The organism is Helicobacter sp. T3_23-1059, from assembly GCF_053654515.1.
Genome location: NZ_JBSIUV010000011.1, coordinates 35,350 through 51,305, shown reverse-complemented (window position 1 = coordinate 51,305; position 15,956 = coordinate 35,350). Strand labels below are relative to the sequence as shown.

12 protein-coding genes are annotated in these 15,956 nt (G+C 41.0%); 4 read left to right on the top strand and 8 right to left on the bottom strand.

The features are described from left to right. Positions 1-73: 73 nt before the first annotated feature. The 7 genes from cybH to ACWIX0_RS04760 all read right to left on the bottom strand — a co-directional run bounded on the left by cybH (position 74) and on the right by ACWIX0_RS04760 (position 9,719). On the bottom strand, positions 74-775 hold the full coding sequence (cybH, locus tag ACWIX0_RS04790) for a Ni/Fe-hydrogenase, b-type cytochrome subunit (RefSeq protein ID WP_454172412.1): 702 nt from the start codon (positions 773-775) through the stop codon (positions 74-76). Between the two features lie 81 nt (positions 776-856). Next, positions 857-2,596 carry a nickel-dependent hydrogenase large subunit gene (locus ACWIX0_RS04785; protein WP_454172410.1) on the bottom strand — a complete coding sequence of 580 codons (1,740 nt, stop codon included), beginning with the start codon at positions 2,594-2,596 and terminating at the stop codon, positions 857-859. 38 nt (positions 2,597-2,634) lie between these two features. Further along, entirely contained in the window at positions 2,635-3,768 is a 1,134-nt protein-coding gene (locus ACWIX0_RS04780; RefSeq protein WP_454172438.1) for a hydrogenase small subunit, read from the bottom strand. Positions 3,769-4,163: 395 nt separating this feature from the next. Next, complete coding sequence (locus tag ACWIX0_RS04775; RefSeq protein WP_454172408.1) at positions 4,164-6,158, bottom strand: LTA synthase family protein; 1,995 nt, start codon at positions 6,156-6,158, stop codon at positions 4,164-4,166. 381 nt (positions 6,159-6,539) lie between these two features. Next, positions 6,540-8,210, bottom strand: a complete 1,671-nt coding sequence (locus ACWIX0_RS04770) for a hypothetical protein (RefSeq protein WP_454172406.1) — start codon at positions 8,208-8,210, stop codon at positions 6,540-6,542. An 81-nt stretch (positions 8,211-8,291) separates the two neighbouring features. Then, positions 8,292-9,308 (bottom strand): hypothetical protein, encoded by a 1,017-nt coding sequence (locus tag ACWIX0_RS04765; protein ID WP_454172404.1) that lies wholly within the window; start codon positions 9,306-9,308, stop codon positions 8,292-8,294. Between the two features lie 12 nt (positions 9,309-9,320). Further along, positions 9,321-9,719, bottom strand: a complete 399-nt coding sequence (locus ACWIX0_RS04760; RefSeq protein ID WP_454172402.1) for a YkgJ family cysteine cluster protein — start codon at positions 9,717-9,719, stop codon at positions 9,321-9,323. 231 nt (positions 9,720-9,950) lie between these two features. Between ACWIX0_RS04760 and ACWIX0_RS04755 the strand changes: the two genes are divergently transcribed. The 3 genes from ACWIX0_RS04755 to ACWIX0_RS04745 all read left to right on the top strand — a co-directional run bounded on the left by ACWIX0_RS04755 (position 9,951) and on the right by ACWIX0_RS04745 (position 10,969). Further along, on the top strand, positions 9,951-10,154 hold the full coding sequence (locus ACWIX0_RS04755) for a hypothetical protein (RefSeq protein ID WP_454172400.1): 204 nt from the start codon (positions 9,951-9,953) through the stop codon (positions 10,152-10,154). Continuing rightward, positions 10,155-10,421, top strand: coding sequence for a type II toxin-antitoxin system YafQ family toxin (locus tag ACWIX0_RS04750; protein ID WP_454172398.1), 267 nt, complete (start codon positions 10,155-10,157; stop codon positions 10,419-10,421). Between the two features lie 173 nt (positions 10,422-10,594). Further along, entirely contained in the window at positions 10,595-10,969 is a 375-nt protein-coding gene (locus tag ACWIX0_RS04745) for a hypothetical protein (protein WP_454172396.1), read from the top strand. On the opposite strand, the gene ACWIX0_RS04740 is transcribed toward ACWIX0_RS04745, so the two are convergent. Then, positions 10,931-12,922 carry an ABC transporter substrate-binding protein gene (locus ACWIX0_RS04740; RefSeq protein WP_454172394.1) on the bottom strand — a complete coding sequence of 664 codons (1,992 nt, stop codon included), beginning with the start codon at positions 12,920-12,922 and terminating at the stop codon, positions 10,931-10,933. The genes ACWIX0_RS04745 and ACWIX0_RS04740 overlap by 39 nt on opposite strands. A 407-nt stretch (positions 12,923-13,329) precedes the next feature. On the opposite strand from ACWIX0_RS04740, the gene ACWIX0_RS04735 reads away from it, so the two are divergent. Then, entirely contained in the window at positions 13,330-15,933 is a 2,604-nt protein-coding gene (locus ACWIX0_RS04735) for a TonB-dependent receptor domain-containing protein (protein ID WP_454172392.1), read from the top strand. Positions 15,934-15,956 lie beyond the last annotated feature (23 nt).

Below are 15,956 nucleotides of genomic sequence, written 5' to 3'. Positions count from 1 at the left end.
GCATTGTAAAATCTAAAATGAAAAGGCTTGCTAGTCTAAGGCGACTTAAGCAATCATAATCCTAGATAAAATGCTAGACTTTTAGCTTGCCTTGATAGCGCACACCGCTTACGATACTATCTACACCACCATTTGGATATTTCACAGAATTCCAAACCGCTAGATAAATATGCACAGGGATAAACACAATAAACGCCCAAGTAAGTATATGGTGTATCACGCGCACATTAGCTATCCCACCGCACACGACTTCTACCCATTTAAAGCAAGCCCCTAGCACGCCACCTAAACCACTATGATAGACATTGCCATAAAGTGCTACACCTGTAAGGCTGATAAGTAGCACTAGCACGCCTAAGAAAAAGTATGTAGCAAATTGCAATGGATTATACGCACCATCGATATGTGGATGCTTGCCAATCCAAATATAAGTCTTTACCTGCTCTATCCACACTTGAGGTTGCAAAAACTGCCTAAAAGAACGCCTCTCTTCACTGCACCCATCTTTGTCAAAGAAAAACAAATACACACGGAAAATCGAAATGCCAATCAGCACAAACCCGCATATAAGGTGCAAACTCCTCACATAGCCCTGTGTAAATCCTGTGGGCTCGCCACTAGGAGTGGTTTGCAAAAATGGCATAGCAATGTAAAATCCCGTGATGATAAGCGCGAAAATGCTAAACGCCCTAAGCCAATGAAAAATCCTCGTAAGCAATGAGAATTCTTCGTGTGCCATAAACTCTTTTTCACCCGAACCAATCGCTTCTCTCATTGTATCTCCTTATTTTAGAATCTAAAAAGATTCCCTCCAAAAATACAGCTAAAATATAGCAAAATCTAGTTAGATTTTGGGTTAGATTCTAGCAAATGCTGGCTCAACTTTATATTGCGCAATCTCGTTGCCTTTCGTATCCATTAGATGCACCGCGCACGCGATACAGGGGTCAAAAGAATGGATATGTCGTATGATTTCTAGAGGCTGAGTTAGGCTTGCTACTTTTGTGCCTATTAGGCTCATTTCATAAGGTCCTTTTTTGCCTTGAGAATCCCTAGGTCCGCCATTCCAAGTGCTAGGCACGATGGCTTGATAGTTTTGGACTTTGCCATCTTTGATTCTTACCCAATGGCTTAGCATACCGCGTGGGACATTGCCGATAAATCGCCCTTTGTAGTCTTTTTTCTCATCGATTGAGTAAGTCGCACAAGTGCGAGTATCGACTTTTAGATTTTCTATTAGCGCGTTAAATGCTTTTAGCCCATTATCCACGATGACTTTTGCTTCTATACAGCGAGCAGCCGTGCGTCCTAGCGTGCTAAATAATGCCCCCACAGGCAACCCTGTCTGTGCTAAAAACTTCTGTGCCACAGGCGTGATGTAGGGATTTTTGGCAGCTAGTCCTACTACCACTGTGGCTAGAGGTCCTACTTCCATAGGCTCTCCATCATAGCGAGGGGATTTTATCCACGAGTATTTGCCATCTAGTTTTAGATTTTTGCTCTTTGTCTCTTTGCCATCTGCACCGATACTTGTGCCATCTTCAAAGCCCGTGTAGTTTGGCGTAGTCTGCCCATCATAAGGGTGCAAGCCTGCTTTATCGGTATTTTCATATTTATACCAAGAATGCGTTACTTCCTCTGCGATTAGGCTTTCATCGATTTCGTGCAAGGTGTTTAAATCGCCATTTTTGACTACACCTGTGCTGTATAGATACTCATCTTCTCCCACTTGGATTTCTCTAAATGACAAGAAGTTTTTCACCCCACAGCCCACTTGCGTTACAGAAGGCTCATTTGCATACACTTTGCCAGCCATTACCAAATCCGCCCAATAAGCGCGATTTACAAAATCAGCCACCGCGTCAAATTTGCCTTTCCATTCACCTAGCCTACTAGGGTCTAAAATATCCATTACAGAAGTTATACCACCTACGGTTAGGCTTTGAGGGTGAGGCTGCTTACCACCAAATACCGCCATCATTTTTGCCGCTTCTCGTTGAACTTCAAGGAGTTTTAGGTAGTGAGAGAGGACGATTAGATTTTGCTCAGGCGAAAATCTATAAGTCTTATGCCCCCAATACGCGTTTTGGAATGGTCCTAGCGCACCTTGCTTTACAAAATCCCCCACTCGTTTTTGCACAGCTTTTAGCTCATTTTCTCCCGCTGCCAAAGGCAAATCGGTGTATAAATACGCTTCTTTTGCTGCTTTTGCAGGATCAGCTTTTAGCGCGGATGTAATATCGCACCAATCAAGCCCGTGCAAAGTATAAAAATGCACAACATGGTCGTGCAAAAACAACGCCATATTCATTAGGCTTCGTGTTAGTTGTGCATTTAGCGGAGCTTTGATTCCAAGCGCGTCTTCTACCGCCATAATCCCCGCTTTATAATGGCTATAAGTGCAAACTCCACAGATTCTTTGCGCGATAAACCCCGCATCTCTAGGGTCGCGCCCTACGATGATTTTTTCTAGCCCTCGCCATAGCGTAGATGATGAAAACGCATCTTGAATCACATTATTATCATCTACAATCACTTCAATCCGCAAATGCCCCTCAATCCGCGTAATGGGATCTACTATTACTCGCTTTGACATATTCGCTCCTTTGATTAGATTTTGTGTTAGGTTTGTCGCTATTTAGCTTTTTGCGTGCTAGAGACTATGGCGTGTGCTGCGATACCCACAGCCGTAGCTGCTAAAATCACCGTGCCTACCGTATCAGCAGTCTTATCTGCCCCATACCCGCCAAATGCTGTATGGAAAGGCGTATTGCCAAGTGGTCGCTCAAATGGACTCATCGTATCCCAAAAATTTGGCTCTGAGCAACCGATACAGCCGTGTCCTGCTTGTATAGGCCAGCTTGTGTGCGAGTTAAATCGCAATTTTGAGCAGTTATTAAAAGTATATGGTCCTTTGCACCCGACTTTATAGAGGCAGTAGCCATTTTTTGCTCCCTCATCGCCAAATTTTTCCACAAATTCACCCGCATCAAAATGCCCTCTGCGCTCGCACAAATCGTGGATTCTGTGCTGATATGCCCAAGTAGGACGCCCAAAGGCATCAGTAGGAGGTAGCTTACCAAACAATGCAAAATAAAGCACATTTCCTACGATATTTTTTTCGCTAGGCGGACAGCCGGGGACTTTTATCATCGGTTTAGAGATGATTGCATCTAGTGGCTGGGCATTCGTTGGGTTTGGATATGCTGCTTGCACGCCACCATAGCTTGAGCAAGTGCCAATCGTAAAGATTGCTGCTGCGCCTGCTGCTGCGTCTCTGCATTCTTGCGCACCTGTGCGTCCGTGCGCGCCTATGGTTAGGAAATATTCGCTACTGCCTTTTGGGATTCCGCCCTCTACCATTAGTATGTAGTTGCCTTTGTGCTTTTGGATAGCGTTTTCTAGATTTTGCTCGGCTTGGTAGCCAGAAGCTGCCATTATGGTTTCGTGGTATTCTAGGTTGATAATATCAAACAAAATACTATCAATACTCGGGTCTTCGCTGCGCAATAAACTCTCAGAGCACCCCGTGCATTCTGCCATATGAAGCCAAATCACAGGCAGACGATTTGCTACTTCAGCAGCGCGCGCTGTAAGCGGGACAAAAGACGCAGGAAGCGATAGCGCAGCCGTCATCGCCGTAGCCCATTTCATAAAATCACGCCTACTAATGCCCTTTGATTCTAGCTCGTTATGCAGATTTTTATCTGCATTGTGAGCGGGCAAATGACTCAATCTATCTAGCCTATCTTTTGCTTGCTGATACATAGTATCTGTGGCATTTGTGCTAGCTTCCATAGAATCCACTATGCCTATGGAATCCCCTAAATGCTTGCTTTCTACGCTACTTTGCATAATGACACTCCTCATTTAAGATATTGCAAAACAAATCTTAAAATACTAAGATTTGTGAGAAAATATAGTAATACTATTTTTATTAAATCTACCTTAAAGCAATATCATTATTACAGCAATTTTGATAAAAAGGTAAAAATTATGCTTATCTTTTGAGGGATTTTACGCAAAAATATCTATAAAGTGTGAATATTTCTATCAAAAAGTCAATTATTTGTTAAGTTTATCATTCTCACAAACGCCACAAAAAATACCATCAAAACGCCACATTACACAAACCACAAAATCTACTATGCAACAAATATATGTCATTCTTTATGAAAGTTAAGCCTATCTAAAAATTGCATTTGCCTTAGCCTTTCATATTTTTGTCTAAAATCTCGCTTTTCTTGTGGGATTTGCTCAATGTTATTTTGGACTTCTAGCAATGCTTTTAAATCTTTAGCTTCGGTATGATATTTCCACCTAAACATAGAATCATTATAATAGATTCCCGCTCCATCAGCCCAAATGCTAGCATTTATCCCAAACTCACGCTCATTAGCCTTTCCTAACATATTACGGCCACCAAGCGAGATATATTCTGCATTATCCAAAAAAAGCTCAAAAATGGTAGGAAAAATATCCTTGTGAGAACCCACGCGCAACGCATCATAGTTTATAGCCCTACCGCTAGATTTAAGAGAATCTTGCAGTGAAGTTGGGATATAAATATATAGCGGGGTAGCAAAATTTAGCGCATTATATCGCGTAGCAAAAGCTCTCAAATCCCTCAAATGATGATCTCCTGTGGCAAACACCACCACATTGTTGGCTACTTTTGAGTGTTTTAACTCGCTTAAAAATTCGCCAAACGCATTGTTTGAATACAGCAGTGAGCCTAGCACTTTTTTGGTTTTTGCGTTTTGGTTAAATACATTTTGGACTTCGCTACTTAAGTGTTTTGCATTGATTTCATCAAACTCACTTGGAGTGATAAATGGCGGATGATTAGAAGTGGTAAGCGTGAAAATAGCAGTGGGTTTGGTAGCGTGATTTAGCACTTCTATAATGTCTTTATAGATATATTCATCATTGATTCCAAAGCTATTTTGATGCGCGGTGGCGTCTTTGTATTTGGCGATTAAGTGGGGCATATCATAGATTTTATCTATGCCTTGATTTTTTATGTATTGTGAGATATTTACCCACGAGCCAGAACTAGAAGTGATAAATATCACTTCATAGCCATTGTTTTGAAGCACGGATAGCGGTGTGTGCGCTAGCTTTATTTTTTGTGCTTTGCCTGTGGATAGATTTATTGTAGGGCTTAAAAAATACAAATCAAAAAATGACGGCGCAGTCCCGTTATTGGAGCTAAAAAATCGCCAAAAGATAAAATCTTGCCTATTTTTTGTTTGCGCAAAACTGCTTGTCAAATGCTCTCTTAACGCGCCCAAAACATCAAGTCTTATCGTATCATTTGTTGTGTTAGAATCTATTAAGCCATTTATCCCACCAAAAGAATAATCCAAACTAAGCGCACCACTACCAAAGCTCTCCATTAGATTTATCACAATATGTGGTTTTGGCAAATGTGTAGCAATATTAGATTTTGGTGTTGTTGATTTTAGGTAAAACATAGATTCTTGCAATGCTAAAAATTCTCTATAAAAGCTCTCTTTGTCCCCTATGTCATAGTTGCTATCGTTTTTGTATTGTGATAATGCCCAGCTAAATGCCAAAATCGGGTTTGGATTTAGCGCATTTATCGAAGCAAAGGTAGAAATATTGCTATCTTTTTCGCCTAAAGGAAATGAGCTAAAAGAGCCTCTAGCACCGATAAAAAGCACGCATAAAAGCACAAGATTTGCTAACAAAAAATAAGGAAGCCTTACTAAAATCTTTTTTTGCAATATCTTAGCATTTACCACACCATAACCAAACGCTATGACAAAAACCACCGCAACCAAAATCCCCACAGGATAATCTCTAAATATAATCCCCAAAATCTCTTTTGTATTGTCATCTTTTATCCCAAAGATAAAAATATCAATCTTTGTTTTATACATTTCATAATAATAAAAATTGACAATGCCAAAGAGGGCGCACACAAACCCAAGAATAAAAGCATACGCATTGCAAATACGGAAAAAAATCTTATGATTTTTTAGCCAAAAGCTAATAGGTTTTAGCACATAGACAAACGCCACATACACAAAAAGTGCGATGGCAACCACTCGCGTATCATACAAAAACCCATATTTGTGCAAGTTTAGCTTATCGCTTAGCCCCACGCTAGGATCTACAAAGGCGAACTGCATACAAAATCTAGCAACACTAAAAACAATTATGCTAAATGCAAAAAGCACAAAAATAGAAACAATATAATTTAGATTAAAAAGGTGTTTATTTCGTGTAGGGGGGGGGGGGCAAGTAAAGAAGTATCGCTATGAGGTTGCATTGTTTGGCACTCCTTGAAGTTGTATCTTTGCGCTACTTAAAAGACTTAAAAAACTCGCGATAAACTGCTAGCAAAATCAAACATAAACGCAAATAATGCAAAATAAAATTTGGGATTTTATCAAACAAATACCAACATATACCAACTTAGAAAATATCACCTTGCTAGATAAATATACTATCTTTAAGCCCACCACATAAGCGACACAAACGCCACAAGCGTCATAAATGGTAGCTACTTGCTACCATTTTAGTTTGCCCGTGCGATTTTCGTTTTTTAGGATTTTTACCATATCATCGTGGGCTTTGCATTCTAGCTCGCTTCCATAGAGTTTGCAGATTTCATTTAGATAGTGCGTGCCTTGCTTGCTATTTTTGCTTAAAACAGCTTTTTTGTAGCCATCAAATGACATATCAAGTTTTAGTTTTCTCTCATAGTTTGTTTGCTTGATTAGTCGCTCTAGCTGTTTTGTATCTGCGATGATTTGTGGGAGCATTTTTTCACAAAGCGCAGAGATTTCCTCATAGCGTTTTTTAGATATTTCAGCTTGTGCAAACACCCCAAAAAGCGTGTCAATCCCAAAATCTACCGCCTTACAAAATCCTACGACTGCGATAGAACCCACAATGATACATAGCGTAGGTGCGACAAATACCGCTAAAAATGGCGTGATAATCGCGCTTAGGGCATTTCTTAATGGTTCTTCCATTCCTGCGATAGCCACGACTATCGTGGCAGAAAATAACCCCTTTATGATAGTTTTTAGGCATTCTTTAAAGCTAGAGACTTTGCCTGTGATATAGTCGGTTATGGCGTTATATATCGATTTTGTAGCACTTCGCAACTCTTTCCAAATATGTTTTAGCTTCCCTGCGATAGATTGGAAAATCTGCCCCAAAAGCCCCATAATCGTATCGATTGCACCAAATCCACTTCCACGCACAAATACACCTTTTAGCTTGCTTATCACATTGTTTATTAGCCTTTTGATTCTCGTAGTTATGCTGACATTTTTGTCGCCATAAAAAGCGTCTTTGATTTCATAGATTGCGCCATTTGCTAGCGTGGCTAGTGCCATCACTATCGCATCTGATGCCCCTGCTTGCGCGATATGTGCGCTAGCCGCTACGCTTTGCGTGATGACTGCTGTGGTGCGCGGATTTTCACACATTATACGATTGCAAAGATTATTTGCCTCTAGCATTTCTAGTGCCTTTTGTGCCTTTGCTTTTTGCGCTTCATCTTTTGGATTTTTTACCATTTTTTCTAGCTCGGCTTTATGCCTTTTGTAGTCATCAAGTGGCATTTTTAGCAAATCATTATTGTCTAAATACCTATCCTTTAGCAAATTTTCTGTTTTTTTTATCACTTTTAGTTGCTCTTGTTTGATGATTTTGCCATTTTTAATCGTTACAGTATCGGTATTTGTATGGTTTTGTAGTTTTTTGCGATTACCCTCACGCGTATCACTATTTATGAGATTTTGCATACTAGGCGAGTTAAAATCCATATTTTTGACTTCATCGCCATAATTTGCCATTATAAAGTCATATTTTGCCTTGTCTTTAGCGTCAAGATTTTCGACTTTTTTACCGCTTCTTTGCATATTTTGAATCTTTTGAATCTCATAAAGCGTATCGGTAGTATAGGTTTTTTCGCCCTTATTAAAAAGCGCACTTGAAATATTTTGCATACCGCTATCTAGCTCCTCAAAATACTGCCCAAAGGCTTGTGGATTCTTTTTGTGTTGATTATAAACCCTTATAGATTCATTAGTCATTCCTACACTTGCGCCATAAGCCTCATAAGTATTTAGACTAAATATATTTAGCCCAAATCTTGCCAAAGTTTGATTCCCTATTTCATCGGTGATTTCTTTTATGATTCCATCGTATTGCATTGTAGCTGACATTTTCTTACTCCTTAGATTTTGTTAGATTTCATAGCAGAATCAAAGGGCGATTTTACGCCCATTGATTCATCTTTTTAGCGACTATTCGCCAAATTTGCTTTGCAATTCGTCCATTAGCTTTTTTGTCTCTTTTTGAGTGGCGATGATTTTTTTGGTAGTAGGTTCATCATCAAACAAAATGGGTGCATTTATGATGGCTTGCGTTGCCTCTGCAAGTTGAATCATATTTTTTGTGTTTTCTTGCTCATCTTCGCTCCATTCTGCAATTTCAATGCCTTTATTTTTGATGATATTTTTCACTAGACACATTGCCTCGCCGAAAGATTGCTCAATTTTTCGTAAGTTAATTTGCGTCTCTTTTGCCCTGTCAGCGATTGCTACCCAAAGCGATTTTTCAGCATTTAAATTCTCACAAATTACTTCAACCGCACTATGATAGCTCATTGCGTTATATTTTTTACTCTCCGCAGATTTTGCCCATATTAGCGTAGCTACGGCGATGACAGGTGCAGCTATGATACCACCTAGCACGGCAGTCCCACCAGCCACACCTAGCCCACCAGCAGCCAAAGAGCCACCGCCTAGCCACGCTAAAGTCGCATTTGTAGCAGCTATGCCACCAAGAGAGCTTATCGCCGTGCCTGTGGAGGCTGTGGCTAATAGCCCTACTGTGCCATACGCACCAAACCCAGCCATAGCTCCAGCCACTCCACCGCCTACAAGTCCGCCAAGCGCAGTTTGCAAATCGATGAGATTTTGCCTAGCTTCTTTGAATTTTGTCAAATCAAAATCTTTAAGAAACTCGCCTAAATCCTTTTGCTTTTCAAGTTTTAGCTTATCAATAAGTTTCAAATATCGTGGGAAAGTTTCCTCAATCACAAGCTTTTTATATTCTCCAAGTTCAGCGAAATTTCGCTCTGCCTCGTCTTTACGCTTTTTTAGAGTTCTCTCACTTGATTCATACTCCTCTTTTGCTTGCTCGTGCCAATACTCTGCCCTTTCTGAATCTTGATATGCGTCATAGATTTTCTTGCCACCAAATATCGCAGATGCAACTACTCCAACTCCCGCTAAAACAGGTATCAATGGTAATGCCATTTTGGGCTCTTTTTATGTGTTTGTAATGTTTATTCTAAAATTCTCGCTAATGCCTTGTTGCTCTTGTAAGATATTGCAACATTTTGCATTTAGCTTATAAAACTCCGCCTTTGATAAAACGCTAGAAAAATACTTCTCAAACATTTCATCAACCCTGCAAACTAATGGGCGCACTTCATAGATTTTGCATTCATTTGTAGCTAAATCTAAATGCTTACACACGCCATCTCCGCTATGATAATCGCTTAGCTCATCAATGTGAGCTATGCTTTTGCAGCAAGCCCCACATTTTGTGCATTCAAACGATTCTAGTTTGCCCTGTGCGTTTTCTAACGCCTTTGTTTTTTGTGAGCTGTTTAACGCTTTTGTGTCTTGTGAGCGTTTTAACTTTTGTGTCTTTTCTAACTCCATTTTCCTCTTTATCCACACCCCCTAAAATCTAAAATATAATGCAAGTATTTGCATTTGATATTAGACAAAAAAAAAAAAACGGATTTTAAATATGCGTGGGTTTAGCGTGGTGGTTTTTAAGGATTTTGGTAAAACCGCTAGCTAAATCCCATCGCTAAATCTCTAGCAATGACAAAATCACTAGAATCTGCTATAATCGCGCATAAATCTTTCAACTACAAAGGATAGCAAATGACGCTTACCATAGAAAACGCTGACAAAGAGCTAACAAAAATCATCAAAAGCATAGCAAAGCTCACAAAGGCAAAAGTAAAAATAAGCCGTGAAAAAGGCATAGACAAGGCTATAAGAGAGTATGAGAGAGAAAAGGATTCTCTTAAAAGTTACAAAGATTTCGCAGAATTTGAAAAAGAACTCTTAGGAGAAAATGTCTAAATGTATATGTTTAAGCCTACCTCACGATTTAAAAGGCAGTATAAAAAGCTAAGCACAGATGATAAACAAAGCGCAAAGGCAGTGATTGATACACTTTTGAGCGGGGAATCACTAGAAATAAGACACAAAGACCACAAATTGACAGGGCAATATGAGGGGTATAGAGAATGCCATATAAAGCCAAACTTGCTTTTAATCTACAAAAAAGAAGAGCGGGTGTTGATTCTTACTTGCCTTGCGATAGGCTCGCATAGTGAGCTATTTTGATATGTGCTTAAAACACTAGATTTGCACAAATCTAGTGTTTTAATAGATTCTTATGCGCTACCTTGCTAATCCCGCACTTTTTATCACCATACTAAAGCGTGCGCAAAATATCTAAAATGCAAGGGGCAACGATAAGATATTTTGTTTGCGCTTAATTATGGCAATTAGCGTTATTGCGAGCATTTAAGCGCAATGCGTGGCGATACACAAGCATAGATTCCCAAATAACGCTTTTTGTCGTTTGTGGTTATGGATTGCCACGATTTTGCTTACGCAAAATCTCGCCAAAATCTCTCAATAACAAAAAATTACAAAAAAATATAATTACATTAGATTTCCACGAAGTTTTGACAAATCCGCTCGCAATGACAAATCACAAGCATTCTTACACGCAAATCTTCCTTGCTAAAATTTACAATAAAAATCGTTGTGGTGGGGGCTTGGTGGTTTTGTTAGATTTTGGTGTTTTGTGGCACAAGCGATTTTGTGCCACAAAGACAAGCCCAAACCTACTCCCAAAACTCCCATACGGGAATCTCATAGCTTAGCCCGCTAACGCCTTCCACGCCCTTAATTTGTGAGCGCGCTATCGCTTTGTTGCGCTCTATGGCAAGCGGGATATACACGCCACTTTGCAAAAGCAAATCCAACGCCTTATGGGAGAGAATCTGCGCTTTTTGCGCGTTTGGCTCGGCGACTACGCGCAAGATAAGCGCGTCTATTTCATTTTTGTTTTCTAAGCCACTTTGCGCGATGAAATCCCCGTGCCCTGTGGGCGTGGTGTAGGAAACAAGCATTGAGAGAGGCTCATAGGGCGCGCCCCACGACTCGTTAAAGACTATATCAAACTCGCCATTTTTCTTGCGATTTTGGAGCATACTAGGCTCGAGCGCACGCAAAGAAAGCGCGATATTCGCGTGCTTTAGCTGGGATTGGAGGATTTGGGAGAGCATTTTTTGGCTGGGTTTATCGCCTGCGAATGCTATCTCTAGTGTTAGCGGGTTTGCCTGCGTGTAGCCCAAAGTAGCGAGAATCTCGCGGGCTTTTTGTAGATTTTGACTATATTGCGCGGGGGTTAGATTTGTGGATTTTGGTTTAAATTCTGAATTTGGCGCATTGATTTTTCGCGCTATGTTCGCGTTGTCATTTTGCGTTTGCGTAGCAAGCAAAAAATCTCTGTTGTTTGATATTTGAGATACTTCGGCTTTTTGCAAAGCCTCAGTATGACAAATATTGCCACCATTTTTAGATACTTCGCATTGCGTAGGGCGACAAAAATTATGGATTGCCACGCTATCTTTGCTCGGTTGCAATGACGATTTGAGAGAATCATACCCACGCTCTAGCCCCGCTCGCGCTACGGGAGAGGGGATAAAATCCGTGTAGAGAAAAATACAATTTGCAGGGCTTGCTAGCTCGCCATACACGGCGTTGATGAGCGTTGGCTTATCGATTGAGAGCGCGATAGCCTCACGGAGTCTAGAATCTAGACGCGTGGAGTTTAGCATTAGGCTTAGCACAAACGCCTCCCCTCCCAAATACGCCTTGATTGCGGGGGGGTTTCCCGCAGTATTTTGCGACTCCCCCATAGATTTTTGCGCTGATTGCTCCATAGCCTCTTGGAAAATGCGCGTGGGAATCTCATCATACCCATAGAGCATATCCACCTGCCCCGCGCGCAACGCCGTCATTTTGGAAGTGGGCTCAAAAATCACCTTGATACGCACAAAATCATAATAAAATCCGCCCTCATTTTGTAGCCTTTGTGCGTCCCAATAATGCGGATTTTTGGCAAATGTATCGAATGCCCCGAGCTTTGATTCTATTAGCATATACGCGCCCGTGCCGATGGGCTGTGGATTATGCTTTACTAAGTCCAAATCAGGCGGAAACGCTTTGGGTGCTAGGAAGCGATACGGGCGCACCAACGCTAGCTCGCTTAGCGTGGGCGCATAAGGGGCGTTTAGCACGAGGCGCACGCCGTAGTCATCGAGCTTTTCTACGCGCTCTATGTGGCGGGCTAGCCCACTCCACGAATGCCGTGCGCGGTTTTGCAAAATCGATGTAAAATTTAGCACCACCGCATCGGCGTTAAACTCCTCGCCATTTGAAAATCGCACGCCCTCACGCAAGCTAAAAGTATAGATTTGCCCATCTTTATCCACGCTCCACGAAGTCGCTAGAGCAGGGATAATCTCGCCATTTTTACCCACGCGCACCAAGCCTTCATAAAGCAGATTTTGCGCAAACATCGCGTTTTTGTTGTAGCCTTGTGGGTTTAGCGCACCGACATTTTCTTTATATGCGATATTGAGGGTTTTTTGGGGGTTAGCGTTTTGATTATTAGCAAAATCTTTGCCCGCATTTTTATCCAAATCCTTGCACGCAAAATATGTGCAAACAAGCAAGCCCAAAGACAATATCCCAAGTGCGACTACAAATATGACTATGATTTTAAAAGCCCTTTTCCACACTTCGCTAAATCCGCTCATTTTGCCCATTTTGTGCCTCGTTTGCATAAAGTTTTTTGTTTTGATTTTGCGCTATTTTTATCGCACACAAAACAAGCGCAAAATCTAAAAATTCCTAAAATCTACATAAAAATGCGTTCATTCTAGCCACAAAATCTTAACACAAATATTAACAAAATTTATATGGTAATACTAAAATAAATAAAAATTTGCTACAATACAAAAAATGCACAAAAATTGTGTAATTTCGTAAAGTTTTGTCAAAAAAGCTAGTTTTGATTTTGCAAATTTCTATCAAAATGTCAAATCATTGGCTATACTGACAAAGCTTCTTGTTTTTATAAAAAGCAGGACAAACGATTTTTGCGATATTTGCAAGCATTTGCAAAAAAGCACAACTTAATCAAAACTACACAAAATTCTACAAAGGAATCCAAATGAAACCTAACCATACTAACCCCCCTAACCTCATCAAAAACCCAAAATCCAAAATACCAAAAACCCCCATAATCCTAAGCATTTTAACCGCTAGCTATCTCTACGGCCAGATAAATAACCCACAAAATCTAGCACAAGAAAAAGACATACAAACTCCACAAAATCCACGAGAAACTGCCCAGCAAACGCAGGATTTGCCATACGAACCTTTGCAAGAATCTGCTCCACAACAATCAAACTTGCAAGGCACAAATCAACAAGAACCAAGCCCACAAGAACACGATGTGCAAGAACCCAATCCACAAGAACACATTTTGCAAGAATCTACCCCGCCAAATGCCCCTGAAACAACAACACAAAAAACAATGACAACGCCAACGACAAAAACCCCCACCACACAAACCACACAGCAAAAGCCCTTTGAGACAAAGGAACTAGATAGGGTCGTTACCACAGGCACGGCACTCCAAAGCGATATAGCCACGATTCCGGGAAATGTCTCTATCATCACGGCAAAAGCCATAAACTCCGCGCCAAATACCAAAATCACGGACATTATCGCTACCCAAGCAGGCGTGCATATCGATAACAACACTAGCTTCAACCCACGCCCAAAAGTAAAGATTCGAGGTATCAACTACGGCACGCTAGTGCTGCTTGATGGCGTGATTTTAAGCGATTTAGAGGGCGAGGCTAGAATCCTAAACCAAATCTTTCTAAACGAAGTGGAGCGCGTAGAAATCGCTAGAGGCGCGTCCTCTGCAGTATATGGCACAGGTGCGATAGGGGGCGCGATAAATTTCATCACTTCTATGCCAAAAAAGCTAGAAATCAAAGCAAATGCAGGCTATGGAAGTGCCTTTGTCGATGGGGAGGCAGATAGGCACACGGCAAGCGCATATTTAAGCATAGGAAATGCGTTTTTTGACAAACGGCTAAAGGTAAAAATACACGGCGGATTTAGACGGACAGAATCCTATGCAAACTCCCCCGCATACCTTAATAGCGCACCAAATAACGGCGTTAGCGGATTTTGGCAAGACAAAAGGGGGCGATATATACTTGGCACAAATGGCGAGAGAGAAGTAAATATCTATGACATAGGCTTAAAAGCTAGCTATGAGCTAGGCGAGCGAGATGAGATAAGCGCGACATTTAGGTTTTCAAACCACAACTACGATACCAAAAACTACAAAACCTACTTAAAAGATTCTAGCGGGAATCCTACTTTTTTGATAAATGGCGAAAATAAATTTATCGGGGCAGGGCAGACGGGGCTAGGGACTTATTCACATATCTTAGGTAGCCTAAACTACCTCCATAGCTTTGATAATGGCGTCTTGCGCGTGCAGGCTTCTAGTCTAAATCTACTTAGCAAGTGGCAAGATTCAGATTCTAAAGCTACGCAAAAACCAACCTTTGAAAGCGGGCAAGGCAGGGGGCAAGACATTGACACAAGCAATAATTATTTAGATTTGATTTATGAGGATTTTCACTATGATAGGCAAAAATTTACACTAGGTGCGCAAGCTCGCTACCACCGCATAGCCCAAACCACGCCAAAGCTTACAAATTGGCGGGATTCTAGCACGCGCAATGACTACTACAACAAATACGGCGGGGAAGCCTTTGTCGCGTCTATCTATGGCGCGCTAAATTCTACTTGGGTGGATTCAGCTAAGTATGGGACATTTGGCTCTAGTATCGCAGGCAGGTTTGATAATTGGGTAAATTTCAATAACTACATAGAGGACACAGAAAATTCTAGCAATGCCGAGCTAAACAAAAAATTTGATTTGACTTACTTGCCTGTATTTAGCCCAAATATAGCCCTGCACTACACGCCACTAGACACTTTTGCTGATAGCACCAAATCCCCGCAAAGCCTTATGTTTAAAACAAGCGTGGGCTATGGGTTTAGAATGGCTACGATGAGAGAAAAATATTTTTTTAACTTCAGCGCAAATGGCGAGCAAAGAGCGCATAACCCAAATCTAAAACACGAGCAAGCCATTAGCTTTGAAATCGGCACAGAGTATAAAAGCAAGTGGATAAATACAAGCCTATATTTTTACAACATAGAAATGTTTGATATGATATACCAAGCAGGCGATGGCTCTAGCTCTAGTCCATACAAGCGCGAAAACGCGGGCAGGGCTAGAATCAACGGCATAGAATACACCTTAGAGCTACCCATATATCACGCACTAAACTTCGGTGCAAACTACACATTGACAAACACAGAGTTTTTAACCAATACGCAAGGCAATAGCGCAAAACCTAGCACCAAAGGCAATAGCTTCCCCGCTATCCCCAAGCATAGCGCAAATTTCTCGCTAAACTACGCACCAAACTATGGAATCTATGGCTCTTTGTGGGCGCACTATACAAGCGCATTTTTTTATGATGATGCAAATACGCGCATTTGGGGGCTATTTGGTAGCTATGATGAGCAATTCACACTCAATGCAAAACTAGGCTATGCTTTTAGAAATGGCATCGATTTATCCGCGCAATTTCTAAATATGACAAACAATCGCTACTATGACTACTACATAGTCCCCGGAGCTAGCTTTTATCTCCAAATCGGGTATAAGCTGTGATTTGTCATTTGTCATCGTTAGAT

Excerpts from the sequence above, each read along its gene's own strand:
- ACWIX0_RS04750 (WP_454172398.1), top strand. The coding sequence starts at position 10,155 with ATGTATATGTTTAAGCCTACCTCACGATTTAAAAGGCAGTATAAAAAG.
- ACWIX0_RS04760 (WP_454172402.1), bottom strand. The coding sequence starts at position 9,719 with ATGGAGTTAGAAAAGACACAAAAGTTAAAACGCTCACAAGACACAAAA.
- ACWIX0_RS04740 (WP_454172394.1), bottom strand. The coding sequence starts at position 12,922 with ATGGGCAAAATGAGCGGATTTAGCGAAGTGTGGAAAAGGGCTTTTAAA.
- ACWIX0_RS04775 (WP_454172408.1), bottom strand. The coding sequence starts at position 6,158 with ATGCAGTTCGCCTTTGTAGATCCTAGCGTGGGGCTAAGCGATAAGCTA.
- ACWIX0_RS04770 (WP_454172406.1), bottom strand. The coding sequence starts at position 8,210 with ATGTCAGCTACAATGCAATACGATGGAATCATAAAAGAAATCACCGAT.
- ACWIX0_RS04765 (WP_454172404.1), bottom strand. The coding sequence starts at position 9,308 with ATGGCATTACCATTGATACCTGTTTTAGCGGGAGTTGGAGTAGTTGCA.
- ACWIX0_RS04780 (WP_454172438.1), bottom strand. The coding sequence starts at position 3,768 with ATGTATCAGCAAGCAAAAGATAGGCTAGATAGATTGAGTCATTTGCCC.
- cybH (WP_454172412.1), bottom strand. The coding sequence starts at position 775 with ATGAGAGAAGCGATTGGTTCGGGTGAAAAAGAGTTTATGGCACACGAA.
- ACWIX0_RS04755 (WP_454172400.1), top strand. The coding sequence starts at position 9,951 with ATGACGCTTACCATAGAAAACGCTGACAAAGAGCTAACAAAAATCATC.
- ACWIX0_RS04735 (WP_454172392.1), top strand. The coding sequence starts at position 13,330 with ATGAAACCTAACCATACTAACCCCCCTAACCTCATCAAAAACCCAAAA.
- ACWIX0_RS04785 (WP_454172410.1), bottom strand. The coding sequence starts at position 2,596 with ATGTCAAAGCGAGTAATAGTAGATCCCATTACGCGGATTGAGGGGCAT.